At 45.2% G+C, this 19,620-nt stretch carries 16 protein-coding genes and 4 tRNA genes; 19 read left to right on the forward strand and 1 reads right to left on the reverse strand.

Going from position 1 to position 19,620, the window contains the following annotated elements; translation table 11 throughout:
• Window positions 1-17: 17 nt before the first annotated feature.
• Entirely contained in the window at window positions 18-1,301 is a 1,284-nt protein-coding gene (gene rhlB, locus AACS90_RS00610) for an ATP-dependent RNA helicase RhlB (protein WP_099119934.1), read from the reverse strand.
• 134 nt (window positions 1,302-1,435) lie between these two features.
• On the opposite strand from rhlB, the gene trxA reads away from it, so the two are divergent.
• The 19 genes from trxA (at window position 1,436) to AACS90_RS00705 (ending at window position 19,282) form a co-directional block, all read left to right on the forward strand.
• Window positions 1,436-1,762: a thioredoxin TrxA gene (trxA, locus tag AACS90_RS00615; RefSeq protein WP_369800383.1), complete on the forward strand. Its 327-nt coding sequence runs from the start codon at window positions 1,436-1,438 to the stop codon at window positions 1,760-1,762.
• A gap of 705 nt (window positions 1,763-2,467) precedes the next feature.
• Window positions 2,468-3,727: a transcription termination factor Rho gene (gene rho, locus AACS90_RS00620; protein WP_010845326.1), complete on the forward strand. Its 1,260-nt coding sequence runs from the start codon at window positions 2,468-2,470 to the stop codon at window positions 3,725-3,727.
• Window positions 3,728-4,079: 352 nt separating this feature from the next.
• Entirely contained in the window at window positions 4,080-5,168 is a 1,089-nt protein-coding gene (wecA, locus tag AACS90_RS00625) for a UDP-N-acetylglucosamine--undecaprenyl-phosphate N-acetylglucosaminephosphotransferase (protein WP_099120192.1), read from the forward strand.
• Between the two features lie 34 nt (window positions 5,169-5,202).
• A complete protein-coding gene (gene wzzE / locus AACS90_RS00630; protein ID WP_099119935.1) occupies window positions 5,203-6,258 on the forward strand; it encodes an ECA polysaccharide chain length modulation protein in 1,056 nt (351 codons plus the stop codon).
• Between the two features lie 56 nt (window positions 6,259-6,314).
• A complete protein-coding gene (gene wecB, locus AACS90_RS00635) occupies window positions 6,315-7,445 on the forward strand; it encodes a non-hydrolyzing UDP-N-acetylglucosamine 2-epimerase (RefSeq protein ID WP_099119936.1) in 1,131 nt (376 codons plus the stop codon).
• Complete coding sequence (wecC, locus tag AACS90_RS00640; RefSeq protein WP_099119937.1) at window positions 7,442-8,704, forward strand: UDP-N-acetyl-D-mannosamine dehydrogenase; 1,263 nt, start codon at window positions 7,442-7,444, stop codon at window positions 8,702-8,704. Before wecB ends, wecC begins: the two co-directional genes overlap by 4 nt.
• Window positions 8,701-9,801, forward strand: coding sequence for a dTDP-glucose 4,6-dehydratase (gene rffG / locus AACS90_RS00645; RefSeq protein WP_099119938.1), 1,101 nt, complete (start codon window positions 8,701-8,703; stop codon window positions 9,799-9,801). Before wecC ends, rffG begins: the two co-directional genes overlap by 4 nt.
• 18 nt (window positions 9,802-9,819) lie before the next feature.
• Entirely contained in the window at window positions 9,820-10,695 is an 876-nt protein-coding gene (gene rfbA, locus AACS90_RS00650; RefSeq protein WP_099119939.1) for a glucose-1-phosphate thymidylyltransferase RfbA, read from the forward strand.
• Window positions 10,679-11,410, forward strand: a complete 732-nt coding sequence (gene rffC, locus AACS90_RS00655; protein WP_099119940.1) for a dTDP-4-amino-4,6-dideoxy-D-galactose acyltransferase — start codon at window positions 10,679-10,681, stop codon at window positions 11,408-11,410. Before rfbA ends, rffC begins: the two co-directional genes overlap by 17 nt.
• Window positions 11,397-12,545, forward strand: coding sequence for a dTDP-4-amino-4,6-dideoxygalactose transaminase (rffA, locus tag AACS90_RS00660; RefSeq protein WP_099119941.1), 1,149 nt, complete (start codon window positions 11,397-11,399; stop codon window positions 12,543-12,545). The genes rffC and rffA overlap by 14 nt, the downstream gene beginning before the upstream one ends.
• 1 nt (window position 12,546) lies before the next feature.
• On the forward strand, window positions 12,547-13,797 hold the full coding sequence (wzxE, locus tag AACS90_RS00665) for a lipid III flippase WzxE (protein WP_099119942.1): 1,251 nt from the start codon (window positions 12,547-12,549) through the stop codon (window positions 13,795-13,797).
• Window positions 13,794-14,894 (forward strand): TDP-N-acetylfucosamine:lipid II N-acetylfucosaminyltransferase, encoded by a 1,101-nt coding sequence (locus AACS90_RS00670; RefSeq protein WP_099119943.1) that lies wholly within the window; start codon window positions 13,794-13,796, stop codon window positions 14,892-14,894. The genes wzxE and AACS90_RS00670 overlap by 4 nt, the downstream gene beginning before the upstream one ends.
• Window positions 14,891-16,306 (forward strand): ECA oligosaccharide polymerase, encoded by a 1,416-nt coding sequence (gene wzyE / locus AACS90_RS00675; protein ID WP_099119944.1) that lies wholly within the window; start codon window positions 14,891-14,893, stop codon window positions 16,304-16,306. Before AACS90_RS00670 ends, wzyE begins: the two co-directional genes overlap by 4 nt.
• Window positions 16,293-17,030 (forward strand): lipopolysaccharide N-acetylmannosaminouronosyltransferase, encoded by a 738-nt coding sequence (gene wecG, locus AACS90_RS00680; protein ID WP_099119945.1) that lies wholly within the window; start codon window positions 16,293-16,295, stop codon window positions 17,028-17,030. Before wzyE ends, wecG begins: the two co-directional genes overlap by 14 nt.
• 255 nt (window positions 17,031-17,285) lie before the next feature.
• Window positions 17,286-18,686 carry a bifunctional threonine/serine APC transporter ThrP gene (gene thrP, locus AACS90_RS00685; RefSeq protein ID WP_099119946.1) on the forward strand — a complete coding sequence of 467 codons (1,401 nt, stop codon included), beginning with the start codon at window positions 17,286-17,288 and terminating at the stop codon, window positions 18,684-18,686.
• A gap of 148 nt (window positions 18,687-18,834) precedes the next feature.
• Window positions 18,835-18,911, forward strand: a tRNA-Arg gene (locus AACS90_RS00690).
• Window positions 18,912-18,986: 75 nt separating this feature from the next.
• A tRNA-His gene (locus tag AACS90_RS00695) sits at window positions 18,987-19,062 on the forward strand.
• Between the two features lie 16 nt (window positions 19,063-19,078).
• A tRNA-Leu gene (locus AACS90_RS00700) sits at window positions 19,079-19,165 on the forward strand.
• Between the two features lie 40 nt (window positions 19,166-19,205).
• Window positions 19,206-19,282, forward strand: a tRNA-Pro gene (locus tag AACS90_RS00705).
• Window positions 19,283-19,620 lie beyond the last annotated feature (338 nt).

Genomic DNA, 19,620 nt, shown 5'->3' on the forward strand with positions numbered 1-19,620 from the left:
TTAATCAGCCTGAACGTTTACGGATTGCGTTTACGATTACGAACAGTGTTTCCACGGCGTGGCATATTAGCGCGGCGTGGATGTCCCCCTGAGCGCGAACGGTTACGGCGTTTGGGCACTGGTAAATCTTTCAGCAATGCATCACTGTTATATTTGCTTACAGGGATCTGGTGCTGAATATATTCTTCAATAGCCGGCAGATTCAGCGCATACTCTTCACAGGCCAGACTGATTGAATGACCACTTTCGCCTGCCCGGCCGGTTCGGCCAATGCGATGGACGTAGTCTTCACAGTCATCCGGCAAATCATAGTTAAATACGTGTGTTACTGATGGAATATGCAGCCCGCGTGCAGCAACATCGGTAGCAACCAGAATATCCACATTTCCCAGACTGAACTCTTCCAGTATACGCAGACGTTTTTTCTGTGCGACATCACCGGTCAGCAGGCCGACACGATGACCATCGGCAGCCAGATGTGCCCAGATATCTTCACAGCGATGTTTGGTATTAGCAAAAATAATACAGCGGTCGGGCCACTCTTCTTCCAACAGGGTCTGTAACAGACTCATTTTCTCTTCATTGGAAGGATAAAATAGTTCTTCCTTAATACGGTGCCCTGTTTTCTGTAACGGTTCGACTTCCACATACTCAGGATTGTTCATCTGCTCAAAAGCTAACTCACGTACCCGATAAGAGAGTGTAGCGGAAAACAGCAGCGTCATACGCTCAGTCGCAGAAGGAATACGACGGAATAGCCAGCGGATATCCTTAATAAAACCAAGGTCATACATTCGATCCGCTTCATCCAGTACAACAACCTGAATAGCGCTGAGATTAATATATCCCTGTTTAGCATAATCAATCAGGCGGCCTGTAGTACCAATGATGATATCAACACCGGCTTCCAGTACTTTTAGCTGCTTATCATAGCCATCTCCGCCATAAGCAAGCCCCATTTTTAGCCCGGTGGCTTCAGCCAGTTCTTCTGCATCAGAATAAATCTGGACAGCCAGTTCGCGGGTCGGAGCCATAATCAGCGCGCGTGGCTGATTGGTTTTATGATCCGCCGCAGCGGGGTGGCTGAGTAAATAATGAAAAGTAGACGTCAGAAATGCCAGCGTCTTACCCGTTCCTGTTTGTGCTTGCCCCGCAACATCCTGGCCTTCGACAGTAAAAGGCAATGTTAGCGCCTGTATTGGCGTACAGTTTGAAAAGCCCTTTTTATCAAGGGCTTCAATGACCTTGGGGTGCAATGCGAAGTCGGAAAACTTCTTTTCTGTCAAATGTGTTTTGCTCATAGTGTGGTAGAATATCAGCTAACTATTGCTTTAAGAAAGTGTATCCGCTGAAATAAAGACACCTTATGTTGGTTAATGTAGACTGATAACCTAAAAGATTTTACTTTGGAGTCCAATTAATGAGTGAAAAGATTGTGAGTGCTGGCGTTATTCATCTGGCAGACAGTGACTTTAATGAAGATAAACTGCAATCAGAAGGTATTGTTCTGGTTGATTTTTGGGCAGAGTGGTGTGGTCCTTGCAAAATGGTCGCTCCTATTCTGGATGAAATCGCGGCAGAATATGCAGGTAAGCTGACGGTTGCTAAACTGAATGTTGATGATCACACTGAAACCGCACCAAAATTTGGTATCCGTGGCATCCCAACACTGATTCTGTTTAAAGACGGTGAGAAAGTCGCAGTAAAAGTGGGAGCTTTGTCAAAAACTCAACTGAAAGAATTTTTGGAGCCATACCTCTAACTTAGAGTTTGCTCACAGTAATTAAGGACGTTTAGCGGATAAGGTGATTTATCTTACTGACAGCTAGACGTCCGCTACGAAGCATGGTAAGTTAGCGACCACGTGCTTATATGGAACATGCATAGAAAAATTTTCATCATCTGCATGAATAATTGACAACGGACATGTTACATACTAAACAATCTGTAGTGTCTGATAAATCTGTTATCTCTGACACCTTGAAATATCTGATGGCATATCGTATTTAGTACAGTATCTAAAAGCATATAGTATCTAAAAGCATATATAGTGAGTCATTCAGTATATAGCCTGATGCTGAAGACGTCTTTATGCTAACATCCCAATGATGTTTTCGTTCCAGCGTCTATGTTGAAGCCTTCTTTTACTGAACCTCTTTTGCTGAGATAATATTTGCTAAAACAGTATTTGTTGAAACGGTACTTACGCTGAGATAGCTTTTCACTGAGATAGTTTTTAGTTCTGAACTTAATCACATTTTGTTATTACCATCTCAGCCGTGCATTCACAGTTTGTTAGCCTTATTTTGAAATCAATTAGAGTACTTCAGACTATTACCTTGTAATATAAATTTATATGTTAAAAGGTTGTATTTGTTTTGGGTACAAATAAACAGGCACCGATAACGCTGCCATACCATTCACGTTCATAGTTCGAGATATACCCCGAGTTAAAGAACCCACCATTATGAATCTTACCGAATTAAAAAATACGCCGGTATCAGAGTTAATTACTCTCGGCGAAAATATGGGGCTGGAAAATCTGGCTCGTATGCGCAAGCAAGACATTATTTTCTCTATCCTCAAACAGCATGCGAAGAGCGGAGAGGATATTTTCGGAGATGGTGTGCTGGAGATATTGCAGGATGGATTCGGTTTCCTCCGCTCCGCAGACAGCTCCTACCTTGCAGGCCCCGATGATATCTACGTTTCTCCTAGTCAAATCCGCCGCTTTAACCTCCGTACCGGTGACACCATTTCAGGTAAAATCCGTCCACCGAAAGAAGGTGAACGTTATTTTGCCCTGTTAAAAGTTAATGAAGTTAACTTTGATAAACCAGAGAACGCCCGCAGCAAGATCCTGTTTGAAAACCTCACCCCACTTCATGCTAATAACCGTTTGCGCATGGAGCGTGGTAATGGTTCTACAGAAGACTTGACAGCCCGAGTTCTGGATTTGGCTGCACCTATCGGTCGTGGTCAGCGTGGTCTGATTGTTGCACCACCAAAAGCGGGTAAGACCATGTTGCTGCAAAACATTGCGGCGAACATTGCACATAACTATCCAGACTGCGTATTGATGGTATTGCTGATCGATGAGCGTCCGGAAGAAGTGACCGAAATGCAGCGTCTGGTAAAAGGTGAAGTTATCGCTTCCACTTTTGATGAGCCTGCTTCCCGCCACGTTCAAGTGGCTGAAATGGTCATCGAAAAAGCAAAACGTCTGGTTGAACATAAAAAAGACGTTATTATCCTGTTGGATTCCATAACCCGCCTTGCCCGTGCATATAACACCGTTGTTCCGGCTTCTGGTAAAGTGCTGACCGGTGGTGTGGATGCCAATGCTCTGCATCGTCCAAAACGTTTCTTTGGTGCAGCACGTAATGTTGAAGAAGGTGGTAGCCTGACCATCATCGCTACAGCGCTGGTTGATACCGGTTCTAAAATGGATGAGGTCATTTACGAAGAATTTAAAGGTACAGGTAATATGGAATTGCACCTGTCCCGTAAGATTGCAGAAAAACGTGTTTTCCCTGCGATTGATTACAACCGTTCTGGTACGCGTAAAGAAGAGTTGCTCACGACTCAGGATGAGCTACAGAAGATGTGGATATTGCGTAAAATTATTCACCCTATGGGTGAAATTGATGCAATGGAATTCCTTATCAATAAACTGGCTATGACAAAAACAAACGAAGAATTTTTCGACTTTATGAAACGTTCGTAGTCTGCAAATAACAATTGATAGTCCATAAACAAAAAGTAATTAAGCGATCATTTCTTCAAAAAAACGCCACTCTTCTGTGGCGTTTTTTATAGGTGTGTTAAATTATCCGTTGAAATGGTACATGTTTTGCATGTTTTTCGTTTGATTGAATGAGTGTTTCTTGGGCGGAAATTTTATAGAAGTTCTATAAATAACTATTAATCATTACTTGTAATCTGCATTATTTTTTTGATTTTCATTTATACATAGCAGGATGTCTTCTTGAACAGGGAACTTATGGGCAGGCTATTGAATCCATAAGTTAATGAATAATAGATGGCCATCATTATTATTTTTACAGAGAGTTGTTATTGTGAATATACCCAGCATGAGTGCCGAAGTTTTTTGCATCTTCATATTTTCATTCGTTTTTTTGTTCATGGCAAGGAAGGTAGCAAAAAAGGTTGGTCTTGTTGATAAGCCGAATTACCGTAAACGTCACCATGGTTTAATTCCTTTGGTGGGGGGGATATCTGTTTTTGTGAGTGTCTGTTTTGCTTTTGTTATAACAAAAGAGTTTATACCACATAAGTGGCTGTATTTGTTTTGTGCAGGGATACTGGTTTTTATTGGTGCTCTGGATGATCGGTTTGATATCAGTGTAAAAATTCGTGCAACAATTCAGGCTTTAGTCGGCATCAGTATGATGTATTTCGCTGACCTGAGACTTGAAAGCTTGGGTAATACTTTTGGTCCGTGGGAAATGACGCTGGGGCCATTCAGCTACGTCGTCACTCTGTTTGCTGTCTGGGCTGCCATTAATGCTTTTAATATGGTAGATGGTATTGATGGCCTGTTAGGTGGCCTGTCCTGTGTCTCTTTCGGGGCTTTGGGTATCCTGCTGTATGAGAGCGGCAATACAGCTTTAGCATTCTGGTGCTTTGCATTTATTGCCGGGATACTGCCTTATATTTTTCTTAATCTGGGGCTATTGGGTAAACGCTTTAAAGTCTTTATGGGAGATGCCGGAAGTACATTAATTGGTTTTACCATTATCTGGTTGCTGACTGAAGCGACTCAGGGTGGAAATCGTTCTATCAATCCTGTGACGGCTTTATGGATCATTGCCATTCCGTTGATGGATATGGTTGCGATTATGTACCGCCGACTGCGTAAGGGAATGAGCCCATTCTCACCGGATCGCCAGCATATTCATCACTTAATCATGCGCGCTGGTTTTACGTCCCGTCAGGCCTTTGTCCTAATCACAATGACAGCAGCATTATTAGCCGGGATTGGCATTATTGGCGAACGGCTGGATTTTGTTCCTCAATGGGTAATGTTGGCATTATTTTTGCTTGCATTTATGTTGTATGGTTATTGCATCAAAAGAGCATGGCGTGTAGCCCGTTTTATAAAACGGTGGAAACGCCGGATGCGTCGGGTTGCAAACCATCACTAAAAAAAACATCGGCTTATCAAAGAGGTTTTGCGCAGTGGAAAACTCAGAAACGAAATCTAATCAGGATCAAACGGTTACAGAGCATGAACTGGATATTCGTGCGCTATGTTGTGCTCTGTGGCGTGGAAAGATATGGATTATCGCACTGGCAATAATTTTCGCTGCTGTTGCTCTGGCTGCATCGTATCTGATGCAGCAAAAATGGAGCGCAACCGCTATTGTGGATTTACCGACAACTAATAATCTGGGGAGTTATTACTCACAACAGCAATTTTTGCGTAATCTGGATACGCATATTAATGCTTCACCGGAAGCCCAACTGCCGACCATTCCCGATGGAGCTTACAAAGAGTTCATGATACAGGCTGAAGCTTATGATACTCGTCGTGAATTCTGGCTGCACTCTAATTATTACAAACAGCGTCATAACGGTAAGAGCAAAGCTGATGCGGTGTTACTGGAAGAATTAATCAACAATATTCAGGTAACACGTCGCGGTGAAAAAAATGCCCAGAATGAAAGTATCAAACTGACGGCAGAAACAGCCGCTGATGCTAACCGGCTTTTGCGGGAGTACATTGCTTTTGCTAACCAGCGTGCGAGTACTCATCTGAATGACGAAATAAAAGGCGCATGGGCAACACGGACTCAGTCAATGAAAGCGCTGGTTAAGCGACAGGAACTCGTCGCTAAGGCCATGTATAACCGTGAGTTGAACGTATTGCAGCAATCATTAAAAGTTGCTGAAAAACAGGGTATTCAGCGTAACCAGACAAACATCCCCATCAGTGAATTACCTGAATCCAAAATGTTTATGCTGGGAGTCCCATTACTACAGGCTCAGCTTGAAACACTGGAGGCTACAGGCCCTAATTACAGTATCGATTATGATCAAAATATAGCGATGCTGTCGACACTCAGTGTCGGTCCCACTTTACAGAACACTTTTCAGACCTACCGTTATCTTAGAACGCCAGAAGAACCCGTTAATAGAGACAGCCCTCGCCGTGTATTTATGATGATTTTGTGGGGAGCTGTAGGTCTGTTGGTTGGTGCCGGAGTCGCATTAGCGAGGCGTTCACGCACATAATTTTATATTCCTTTGTGGAACTACCCAGCAATGATTAACAAAATAAGAGAGCCACTGTGAAAGTGTTGACTGTGTTTGGTACTCGCCCGGAAGCCATCAAAATGGCGCCGCTGGTACACGCTTTAGCCGAGGATAGTGATTTTGAGGCAAAAGTTTGTGTGACCGCACAGCATAGGGAAATGTTGGATCAGGTACTGAACTTATTTGGGATCAAGCCGGATTTTGATCTCAATATTATGAAGAAAGGGCAGGATCTGACGGATATTACCTGCCGGATACTCGAATCCATAAAGCCGGTATTAAATGAATTCAGGCCAGATGTAGTACTGGTACACGGTGATACCACTACCACAATGGCGACCAGTCTGGCCGCTTTTTATCAGAGAATACCGGTAGGGCATGTTGAGGCAGGGCTGAGAACAGGCGATCTTTATTCTCCATGGCCGGAAGAGGCCAACCGTAAAATTGCAGGTCATCTGGCAACGTATCATTTTGCTCCGACAGAAAACTCCCGCAGTAATCTCTTACAGGAATCTATTGCAGACAAGGCTATTTTCGTTACGGGAAATACCGTTATTGATGCTTTGCTCTGGGTGCGTGATCGCATTATGCATGATGACATATTAAGGGGGCAGCTTGCCGAGCTTTACCCTTTTATTGATCCTGCTAAAAAGATGATTTTGGTAACAGGTCATCGCCGAGAGAATTTTGGTGGTGGTTTTGAGCGAATCTGTGAAGCACTGGCGCAAATCGCCAGAATGCACCCAGATGTGCAGGTTGTTTATCCTGTACACCTGAATCCCAATGTATGCGAACCGGTAAAACGTATTTTGCATGGTATTGATAATATTATTCTTATCAGTCCACAGGATTATCTGCCCTTTGTTTATCTGATGGATCATGCCTATTTGATCCTGACTGATTCAGGCGGAATTCAGGAGGAAGCTCCCTCACTCGGTAAGCCCGTTTTGGTTATGCGTAATACTACAGAGCGGCCGGAAGCGGCTGATGCGGGTACTGTGCGGCTGGTAGGAACAAAAACCCAAACTATTGTTGATGAAGTCACGCGTTTATTGACGGATGACTCCGCTTATCAACAAATGAGCCGGGCCCATAATCCTTACGGGGATGGCAAGGCTTGCCAGAAAATTCTGGAAATATTGAAGAAAAATCAGGTGACATTATGAGTTTTGAAACAATTTCTGTGATCGGTCTTGGTTATATCGGTTTACCTACTGCGGCCGCATTTGCTTCCTGCCAGAAAACGGTTATTGGTGTTGATGTTAACCAGCATGCAGTGGAGACGATTAATCGTGGAGAGATTCACATTGTTGAGCCTGATTTGGATCAAGTTGTAAAAACAGCTGTTGAAGGTGGTTATCTGAGAGCGGTAACTTCACCTCAGCCAGCGGATGCATTTCTGATTGCAGTTCCTACGCCTTTTAAGGGCGATCATGAGCCTGATATGGCTTATGTTTATTCAGCAGCAGAATCCATAGCACCTGTTTTGAAAAAAGGCGATCTGATTATTCTGGAATCAACCTCGCCAGTCGGTGCAACGGAACAAATGGCCGAGAGGCTGGCAGAAGCACGACCGGATCTCTCCTTTCCGCAACAGGCAGGGGAAAATTCAGATATTGATATCGCTTATTGTCCTGAACGGGTATTACCGGGTCAGGTCATGGTGGAGCTAATCAAAAACGACCGTGTTGTAGGAGGAATGACCCCAAAATCGTCTTCCAGAGCAAGTGAGCTGTATAAAATTTTCCTTGAAGGTGAATGTGTTGTCACCAACGCCAGAACGGCAGAAATGTGTAAGCTGACTGAGAACAGCTTCCGGGATGTTAACATTGCCTTTGCCAATGAACTCTCGCTTATCTGTGCTGAACAGGAAATTAATGTCTGGGAATTAATTCGTCTGGCAAACCGACATCCTCGGGTTAATATCCTGCAACCGGGACCGGGAGTCGGCGGGCACTGCATTGCAGTCGATCCGTGGTTTATTGTGTCACAAAATCCTACACAGTCTCGCCTGATCCGTACCGCTCGCCTTGTTAACGACGACAAACCACTTTGGGTGGTTGATCAGGTGAAAGCCGCAGTTGCGGATTGTCTGGCCGAAAGCAACAAGCGAGCCAGTGAAATTAAAATTGCCTGCTTTGGTCTGGCATTTAAATCAAACATTGATGATTTACGTGAAAGTCCGGCCGTTCATATCACCAAAATGATTGCGCAGTGGCACGCTGGTTCTACTCTGGCTGTTGAACCGAATATTCACGAACTGCCTCATTCACTGGAAGGTGTGGTGGAGCTGGTCAGCCTACAACAGGCACTGGAAGAGGCTGATGTTGTATTGATGCTGGTGGATCACAGCCAGTTTAAGGCTATCAATGGCAGTCAGATAAAACAAAAATGGGTTGTAGATAGCAAAGGAGTCTGGCGTTGAAACGTATTCTAATTACTGGTGGAGCAGGGTTTATTGGTTCTGCGGTGGTTCGCCATATAATCAATCACACTGAAGACAGTGTCGTTGTGGTTGATAGCCTGACTTATGCCGGCAATCTTGAGTCACTGACACCGGTCGCTGATCATCCTCGTTATGCGTTTGAGCAGGCGGATATCTGTCATCGTGATGCTTTGGAACGTATTTTTCAGCAATATCAGCCTGATGCGGTGATGCATCTGGCGGCGGAAAGCCATGTTGATCGCTCCATTGATGGGCCTGCGGCATTCATTGAAACCAATATCATTGGTACTTACACCCTATTAGAAGCGGCTCGTGCGTTCTGGCAGCAGTTAGATCAGGAAAAACAGACAGCATTTCGTTTTCACCATATTTCAACGGATGAGGTCTATGGTGATCTGCATGGCGAAGAGGGATTTTTCACAGAAACGACACCTTATGCGCCGAGCAGCCCTTATTCAGCATCCAAGGCATCCAGCGATCATCTGGTCAGGGCATGGCGACGCACTTATGGTTTACCAACAGTGATCACGAACTGCTCGAATAATTATGGCCCTTACCATTTCCCGGAAAAGTTGATCCCTCTGGTGATCCTGAATGCACTGGCGGGTAAACCTTTGCCTGTTTACGGTAAGGGAGAACAGATCCGTGACTGGCTGTATGTGGAAGATCATGCACGGGCACTGCATCTGGTAGTGACTCAGGCTGTACCGGGTGAGACATATAATATTGGCGGCCATAACGAACGCCGTAATATTGATGTGGTCGAGACGATTTGCGAGTTGCTGGAAGAGTTTAAGCCGGAAAAACCAGCCGGTGTGGCGCATTACCGAGAGCTGATTACCTACGTTACAGATCGCCCGGGGCATGATATGCGTTATGCCATTGATGCCGCAAAAATTGAGCGTGAATTAGGCTGGAAACCACAGGAAACGTTTGAATCCGGTATTCGTAAGACAGTGCAGTGGTATCTGGCAAACGAAAACTGGTGGCGCAGGGTGCAGGATGGTTCTTATGCGGGAGAACGCCTTGGCTTGTCTGAACATGATGGACAGTTTGATCATTGCGGAAATAAATAAACCCATCAGGGGGATGACATGAAAGGAATTATACTGGCAGGTGGCTCCGGCACACGTCTGTACCCAATAACACGCGGCGTCTCAAAGCAGTTATTGCCTATTTATGACAAGCCAATGATCTACTATCCGTTGTCAGTCTTAATGCTGGCAGGGATACGCGATATCCTGATTATTTCCACGCAGGAAGACTTACCCGCCTTTAAACGGTTACTGGGTGATGGTGAACGTTTTGGTATTCATCTGAGCTATGCAGTACAGCCTTCGCCGGATGGTCTGGCGCAGGCATTCCTGATTGGTGAAGAGTTTATTGGGGATAATCCTTGTTGTCTGGTGCTGGGTGACAATATTTACTTTGGTCAGGCATTCAGTCCGAAGCTACAAAGTGTTGCGGCCCGTAGTCATGGCGCTACCGTATTCGGCTATCAGGTTATGGATCCTGAACGGTTCGGTGTTGTGGAGTTTGACGAACAGTATCGTGTTCTTTCTATTGAAGAGAAGCCAGTACAGCCAAAATCAAATTGGGCGGTGACCGGGCTTTACTTTTATGACAACAACGTTGTGGATTTCGCTAAGCGGGTAAAACCTTCTGTCCGTGGAGAGCTGGAAATTACCAGCATTAATCAGATGTATCTGGAACGTGGCGAGCTGAATGTTGAATTACTCGGGCGTGGTTTTGCCTGGCTGGACACCGGTACCCATGACAGCCTGATTGAAGCCAGTATGTTTGTGCAGACTGTCGAAAAACGGCAGGGCTTCAAAATTGCCTGTCTGGAAGAGATTGCATGGCGTAATGGCTGGATGAGCGATGAGCAGGTCAGGGCTTCTGCGGCAGAGTTAACTAAAACAGGCTATGGCCAATATTTGCTGGATTTACTCAATGTGTATTCACGCTGATATTGAACCTCTGGCATGGGACAGCCAATTTTTTGGTCTGTCCACTGCCCGTCTGAATATCATAACGGCCTCTTCACCGTCTGCTGTGCCAGTCACTGCGGCTAAACTGGATGAATATGCCTTAGTACAGGCAAAAGTGCCGGCTCAGCAGGTTTATCTGATTGATCAATTATCAGTGATGGGCTTTTCTCTGGTGGAAGGTGAAGCAGATTTACGGTTATCCATTAGCCCAGAAAAAGCAGGCAGGGATCAGGCATTAATAACCGCGACCTCACAGGATATTCCGTTACTTAAAGCGGCGGCAGCCAGCGTATTTTCAACCAGTCGCTTTCGTACACCCTGGTATCAGGTGAATGATAGTGGCCGTTTTTATGCTGAATGGGTTGAGAAGGCGGTTTTGGGCACCTTTGACCATGAGTGCCTGCTTGTTAATGATGAGTGTGGCAATCCGGCTGGTTTTGTCACCATGAGAAAGATAGGAAGTCATGAAGCACGGATAGGTTTGCTGGCGGCAATGCCGGGCAAATTGCAGCAGGGGATCGGAAAAAAATTAATGTCAGCGGCGCAACAATGGTGCCATAACCATGAGATACAATGCCTGAGAATTGCAACGCAAATCAGCAACATCATGGCTTTGCGCCTTTATACACGTAGTGGTGCAACAATCGAAAGCACTGCATATTGGTTATACAGAGGACGAAATGATTCCATTTAACAAACCCCCGGTTGTCGGCACTGAACTGGAATATATGCAACAGGCGATGGCCAGTGGGAAATTGTGTGGTGACGGTGGTTTTACCAAACGTTGTGAAGAGTGGATGGAGAAACGCTTTAGTTGTCCGGATGCTTTGCATAAAACAAAGGTGTTGTTAACGCCTTCCTGTACTGCTTCCTTAGAAATGGCGGCAATACTGTTGAATATCCAGCCGGGTGATGAAGTCATCATGCCGAGCTACACTTTTGTTTCGACTTCCAATGCTTTTGTTTTGCGTGGAGCAACCATTGTTTTCGTGGATATTCATCCGGATACGATGAACATTGATGAAACCAAAATTGAAGCCGCCATCACGGATAAAACCCGCGCCATTGTACCAGTGCATTATGCGGGGGTAGCTTGTGAAATGGATACCATTATGGCATTGGCAGAAAAATACAATCTGTATGTCGTCGAAGATGCTGCACAGGGTGTTATGTCAACCTATAAAGGGCGTGCGCTGGGGACGATTGGTCATATTGGTTGTTTCAGCTTTCATGAAACCAAAAATTACTCAGCCGGAGGCGAAGGTGGAGCGACCCTGATCAATGATCAATCCATGCTTGCCCGTGCCGAAGTTATCCGTGAAAAAGGGACTAACCGTGCTCAGTTTTTCCGGGGACAGGTAGACAAGTATACCTGGCGTGACATTGGTTCCAGCTATCTGCTTTCTGACTTACAGGCGGCATTCCTGTGGGCACAACTGGAAGTCGCGGATAAAATTAATCATCGCCGCCTGGCGCTATGGAATAACTATTATCAGGCGCTGAAACCATTGGCTGATAAAGGGCTGCTGACTTTGCCTGTTGTGCCAGAAAATCTGGGACACAATGCCCACATGTTTTATATCAAACTGAAAGATGTGGCAGAACGTAGTGAATTTAATCGTTTTATGAAAGAGGCGGATATCCTGACGGTATTCCATTACGTTGCACTGCATACCAGCCCGGCTGGTGAGAAATGTGGTCGCTTTCATGGCGAAGACCGCTTCACTACCCGTGAAAGTGAGCGCCTAGTGCGTTTACCGATGTTTTACAATATTACTGATGAAGAACAACAGGTTGTCATCAGTCGCATCAAGGAATTTTTTGCCTGATATGTCACTTGCCAAAGCCTCAGTCTGGACGGCTGGCTCCACACTAATCAAAATTGGTGTGGGGTTACTGGTCGTTAAACTTCTGGCCGTCTCCTTTGGCCCGGCAGGGGTGGGGCAGGCGGGGAATTTCCGCCAGCTCATTACTGTTCTGGGAGTACTGTCTGGTGCCGGGATTTTCAATGGTGTGACCAAATATGTAGCTGAGCACCACTCTCAGCCGGAAAAGCTTAAGGCTGTATTGGGAACGTCATCCTCAATTATTCTGGGGTTTTCTACCCTGCTGGCGGTAGTGTTCCTGTTATTCAGTGAAGCTATCAGTATTAGCCTGTTTGGTCACAATCATTACAAAACTGTTGTGCAGGTGCTCGCATTTATTCAAATGGGAATCGCTTATGCCAACTATTTTCTGGCTATTTTGAAAGGGTTCCGCGATGCTCAGGGAAATGCACTGGCGATTATACTCGGCAGCCTGATAGGGGTGATTGCTTATGGCCTGTGTTATTGGCTGGGGGGGTATGAAGGTGCACTGGCTGGTCTGGCTTTAGTGCCCGCTTTGGTGGTTTTGCCGGCAGGAATGATGTTACTGCAACGCAAGACGATAGCATTTTCAGCACTGAAACCTGCATGGGATCGCGCCATTGCCAGCCATTTGGGGAAGTTTACGCTGATGGCCTTGCTGACTTCCATTACACTGCCAGTCGCTTATATCATGATGCGGAACTTAATGGCTGAGCGTTATAGCTGGGAAGAAGTGGGAATTTGGCAGGGTGTAAGCAGTATTTCCGATGCTTATTTACAATTTATCACGGCCTCTTTCACCGTTTATTTGCTACCGACCCTTTCTCGACTGGAAAGTAAAAATAAGATCACCAGTGAGATCGTAAAGGCGTTAAAGTTTGTATTACCCGCAGTGGCTGCTGCCAGTTTTTCCGTCTGGTTATTGCGTGACTTTGTTATCTGGCTATTGTTTTCAGATAAATTTACCGCAATGCGGGATCTATTCGCATGGCAGCTGGTGGGAGATGTTCTGAAAGTTTGTGCCTATGTTTTTGGCTATCTGGTGATAGCAAAAGCCGCCTTACGCTTTTATATATTGGCGGAAGTCAGCCAGTTTCTGTTGCTGACAGGCTTTTCTCACTGGCTGATCCCGATAAATGGAGCGCTTGGGGCAGCACAATCTTATATGGCGACCTATATCGTTTATTTTAGCCTTTGTTGTAGCGTATTTATTATTTATTGCAGACGAGCATGACAACCTTAATCCACGTTTTGGGATCGGATATCCCGCATCACAATCAAACGTTACTGCGTTTTTTTAATGACGTACTGGCAGCGGAAACTAAGCCTTCAGCCAAGCCGTGTTTTATGGTGGTGGCTAAAGATGCTTCATGGCAAGACCCTTTATGGATAGCCGAAAATTATCCTGCTTTAACTATCACAACTTATGAAAACAAAGCAGTATTATCGCAGGCAGTCATCGCAATGGCACAGGAAGAGCGGGCTAACCGCTTCTTTTTTCATGGGCAGTTCAATGCAGGCTTGTGGCTGGCTTTATTAGCCGGAAAAATCAAAAGTCATCAATTCTGGTGGCATGTGTGGGGGGCTGATTTGTACGAGGATTCCCGCCAGCTTAAATTTCGTGTGTTCTATCTATTGCGCCGTTTGGCTCAGAAGCGGATTGGGCGAGTATTTGCGACACGGGGAGATCTTAACTATTTCGCGAAATCGCATCCGCGAGTACCGGCTTCACTGCTCTATTTCCCAACACGCATGACACCTTCGCTGACAGTGAAAGAAAAACTATTTTCACCTGAAGGGATCACCATTTTACTGGGAAATTCAGGTGATCAATCTAATCGGCATATTGAAGCACTACACAAAATTCATCGTCAGTTTGGTTCAGAAGCCCGGCTTATCCTGCCAATGGGTTATCCCGATAATAATCAGGCTTATATCCAGAATGTAGAACAGGCCGCATTATCGTTATTCCGGGCTGAAAATATCAGAATACTGAAAGAAAAAATGACATTTGATGATTATTTATCATTACTGTGTCAATGTGATTTGGGCTATTTTATTTTTCAGCGCCAGCAGGGAATAGGAACGCTTTGCCTGCTGATTCAACAGGGGATCCCTTTTGTTCTGAGCCGCCAGAATCCATTCTGGCAGGACTTAGCCGAACAGCAAATACCGGTTCTGTTTGATGGTGATGAACTGAATAAGCATTGGGTGCAGGAAGCGCAGCGTCAGATGCTGTCTCTCGATAAGAAGGCAATCGCTTTTTTTGATCCTAACTTTGTCAAAGGGTGGAAAATTGCCCTGCTGGAAGCATCTGGAGAGCTGCAATGACGTTGGTGCAATTTGGTGGGCTGTTTGTTGTTTATGCAATCTCGTTGATTTTTATTCTGACACTGACGTATCAAGAATTTCAGCGCGTTCGTTTTAATTTTAATATTTTTTTCTCACTGCTTTACCTGCTGACTTTTTATTTTGGTTTCCCACTGACAAGCATACTGGTTTTCCAGTTTGATGTGCAGGTTGTACCGGTGAGTTCACTGCTGTATGCAATATTGGCATCAACTTGTTTCTATGCCATTTATTATGTCAGTTATAAAGTACGTCTCAGGTACCGGATATCGGGGAAGGAATACGCAACGAGTGGTCTTGTTCCGCGTAAGCCATTGTTCACCATGAACCGAGTGGAGACTAATCTGGCGTGGTTTTTGTTAGCGGGTATAGCCATTTTCGCTGTTGGCTCTTTCTTCCTGCAAAATGGTTTTCTGTTATTTAAGCTACAGTCGTACAGCCAGATCTTTTCCAGTAAGGTTTCCGGGGTAGCGCTTAAACGCTTTTTCTACTTCTTTATCCCCGCCATGCTGGTGGTATTTTTCCTGAAACCGACCAAAACGCGTTGGCTGTTATTTTTAGTGGGAACCGTTGGGTTCGGCATTCTGACTTATGTGATTGTCGGAGGAACACGAGCCAATATCATTATTGCGTTTGCACTGTTTCTGTTCATCGGTATTGTCCGGGGCTGGATTACATTGTGGATGCTGCTTGTGGCCGGTGTTATTGGGATTGTCGGTATGTTCTGGCTGGCCCTGAAGCGTTATAGCCTTGATGTGAGCGGAGCAGAAGCGTTTTATACTTTCTTGTATTTGACCCGTGATACTTTTTCTCCGTGGGAAAATCTGGCTTTGCTGCTGGATAACTACAGCAAAATTGACTTTCAGGGATTAGCCCCGATTATCCGGGATTTCTATGTTTTTATTCCGGGCTGGGTCTGGCCGGACAGGCCGAATCTGGTCTGGAACACAGCTAATTATTTTACCTGGGATGTGTTGAATAACCACTCTGGTTTAGCAATTTCCCCGACGCTGATAGGCTCGCTGGTCGTTATGGGTGGCGTGTTTTTTATCCCGCTTGGTGCAGTTGTTGTTGGCATGATTATCAAGTGGTTTGACTGGATTTATGAAGCAGGGAAACAGGAAGCAAACCGTTATAAAGCAGCTATTTTACAGGCATTCTGCTTTGGCGCGATTTTTAACATGATAGTCCTTGCCCGTGAAGGTATGGATTCTTTTGTTTCTCGTGTTGTGTTCTTTGGTGCTGTCTTTGGTCTGTGCCTGATAGTAGCAAAATTGCTGTACTGGCTGTTCGATAGTGCAGGGCTTGTTCGGAAGTTTGTCATCACCAATATGTCTGTATCACCAGAAACACCTGCTCGGGTGGATGTAAGGAGCAAAAATGGCGCTGAATGATATTCGTAAATATCGTATCCGTGGTCTGGAGTTGTGGGGATTTCAGGGAATGTCACATTTCCTCGATCATCTTTTTCAGGATGGGCAGGTCAAAACGGGAACACTGGTCGCTATCAATGCAGAGAAAGTGCTTACTGCTGAGAAAGACAATGCACTGAGTATGCTGCTGGATGAAACGGAATATCTTTATGCAGATGGCATCAGTATTGTGCGTGCCATTCGGCGTAAATATCCGGATGCACAGGTGTCACGCATTGCGGGCGCAGATTTATGGGAAGCCCTGATGGAGCGCGCAGGACGTGAAGGTACTCCGGTCTTTTTGGTGGGAGGAAAACCGGAAATTCTGGCGCAGACAGTAAACAAACTTCGTAAACAGTGGGACGTCAATATTGTAGGCAGTCAGGATGGTTATTTTACCGCTGATGAGCGCGATGCGGTATTTGAACGTATCCGTGCCAGCGGTGCAAAGATTGTTACGGTTGCAATGGGCTCGCCAAGGCAGGAAATTTTTATGCGTGACTGCCGAAAAGTGCATTCTGGCTCACTGTATATGGGGGTCGGAGGAACGTATGATGTTTTCACTGGGTATGTGAAGCGTGCGCCAAAAGTCTGGCAGAACTTAGGTCTGGAATGGCTTTATCGTCTGTTGTCGCAGCCTAGCCGTATCCGCCGGCAAATTAAACTGTTGAGGTTTTTGGGGTATTACTACAGCGGCAAGCTGTAGGTGATATTTTAATTGCTGTTAACCCACTGTGTCCGTCTTAACGTTACGTATGGCGCAGTGGGCGGCCTTACCTTAGTCCACTTCATTTAACTATCTCCGTTGACTCGATTTTACAATTTTTTATTTCACTGATAAGCAAAACGTGCTTTGATCCCTGCCTTTTTACAACTATCTTCACAACCATTGATTATTAATTCCTGTATTTTTTCTGTTTGCAAATAAATATAGACACCATAAAAATGGATAGGGAGTTTTATGAGTGATTCGAAACAAGATCTGCCCGAGCAGGGGCTGCAAAGAGGACTTGAAGCGCGACATATTGAGCTAATTGCGTTAGGTGGCACAATCGGTGTCGGGCTGTTCATGGGCTCTGCCAGCACCCTGAAATGGGCTGGCCCCTCAGTTTTACTGGCTTACATTATCGCCGGTCTTTTTGTCTTTTTCATTATGCGGTCAATGGGCGAAATGTTATTTCTTGAGCCTGTTACCGGTTCATTTGCTGCTTTTGGTCATAAATACCTCAGCCCCTACTGGGGATGCCTGACCGCTTGGGGTTACTGGTTCATGTGGGTTTCTGTCGGGATTTCAGAAATTACCGCTGTGGGAGTCTATGCTGAGTTCTGGTTCCCCGATTTACCACAATGGGTAGCGGCTTTGGTGGCGGTTAGTCTGGTGGCACTGGCTAATCTGGCGGCAGTGCGGCTGTATGGGGAGCTGGAATTCTGGTTTGCAATGATCAAAGTCACCACGATTATTGTGATGATTTTAGTCGGTATCGGGCTGATATTTTTTGGATTAGGAAATGACTGGCAAGCCATCGGTCTTGATAATCTGACGGCTCATGGTGGTTTCTTTGCCGGTGGTTGGAAAGGATTTTTGTTTGCATTGTGTATTGTGGTTGCATCCTATCAGGGCGTCGAGTTGGTTGGTATCACCGCTGGTGAAGCCAAGAACCCACAGGTTACCCTGAAAAAAGCAATCAACAATATTTTGTGGCGTATTCTGATTTTCTATGTCGGGGCGATTTTCATTGTTGTAACCCTGTTTCCATGGACTGAGATAGGCAGCCATGGCAGCCCGTTCGTCATGACTTTTGCTAAAGTTGGTATTGCTTCAGCAGCGGCAGTGATCAACTTTGTAGTACTGACTGCGGCCCTTTCGGGATGTAACAGCGGCATGTACAGCGGAGGCAGGATGTTGTATGCGCTGGCTGAAAATCGTCAGTTGCCGGCTTCATTGCGTAAGCTATCGAAAAATGGTGTACCTGTCAGATGTGTTGCAATCACGATTGGTTGCCTGATTGCCGGTTCCAGCCTGAATTATTTGATCCCAAATCCACAGTCTGTTTTTGTGTATGTCTATAGCGCCAGTGTTCTGCCGGGAATGGTACCGTGGTTTGTGATTCTGGTGAGCCAGCTACGTTTCCGTCAGCATCATCAGGAAGCCCTGAAACAGCACCCGTTTAAATCGATACTTTTCCCTTATATCAATTACCTGACACTGATTTTCTTGTCTTGTGTATTGATTGGGATGGCGATTAATCCGGATACGCGTTTTTCACTCATGGTTGGTGGTGCCTTCTTGCTGATTGTGTCACTGATTTATTGGGTAATAAAATTTATCCGGGAACAAAAACAGATAGAAAATGTAGGGTAAATTTTCATCTGAAAAACAATTTGCGGTGGGAAAGTGCTGTCTTTATCAACGAAATGAATAAAGCATAATCAAACGCACTATTTCTTTAAAAAAAGCACTGGACAGTTGGAGATTAAATCCGTACTATCCTCCACCGCAACGGCGTTAAGCGCCCGTAGCTCAGCTGGATAGAGCGCTGCCCTCCGGAGGCAGAGGTCTCAGGTTCGAATCCTGTCGGGCGCGCCATTTAAAGCGTGCAAGAGCAGTGACAATGGGTTATCGTGGTACGGCGTTGTAAGCAGTAATAAAAGATATGTTATGGTGGCTATAGCTCAGTTGGTAGAGCCCTGGATTGTGATTCCAGTCGTCGCGAGTTCGAGTCTCGTTAGCCACCCCATCTTTTTTATGACATTGCGAGGGTGGCGGAATTGGTAGACGCGCTAGCTTCAGGTGTTAGTGTCCTAACGGACGTGGGGGTTCAAGTCCCCCCCTTCGCACCATAAAAAAGAAAATGAGTATCTTAGCTTTAAAAAAATATTTCGGCGAGTAGCGCAGCTTGGTAGCGCAACTGGTTTGGGACCAGTGGGTCGGAGGTTCGAATCCTCTCTCGCCGACCAGATTCTTAAGAAAAGCCCTGCTATAAGCAGGGCTTTTCTTATTGTATTTAAAGAAAATAAAAAATATTTCCCTTTCCCTAAATCTCCTTTGCTTTTCTGATACTCGATTCTTTTGAAATAGATTGTTTTTATTAGTTTGCAATTTTATTAACTTTTTGTTTTTAAAATTGTTTTAATCTCAGTGTTGTATTTCAACGACAAACGATACCCTTTGCTGTCTCTAATTGGAGACGTTTAACTTGTTGATTATATTTGAGTGTAATTTAGATGCTGAATTGTTGTCTCAAATGAGAGACGGTATTTGGCGTATTTTGTAGAAAGCCAACCTATTCATTTTA

This window comes from Xenorhabdus sp. KK7.4, from assembly GCF_963876465.1.
GTDB lineage: Bacteria > Pseudomonadota > Gammaproteobacteria > Enterobacterales > Enterobacteriaceae > Xenorhabdus > Xenorhabdus stockiae.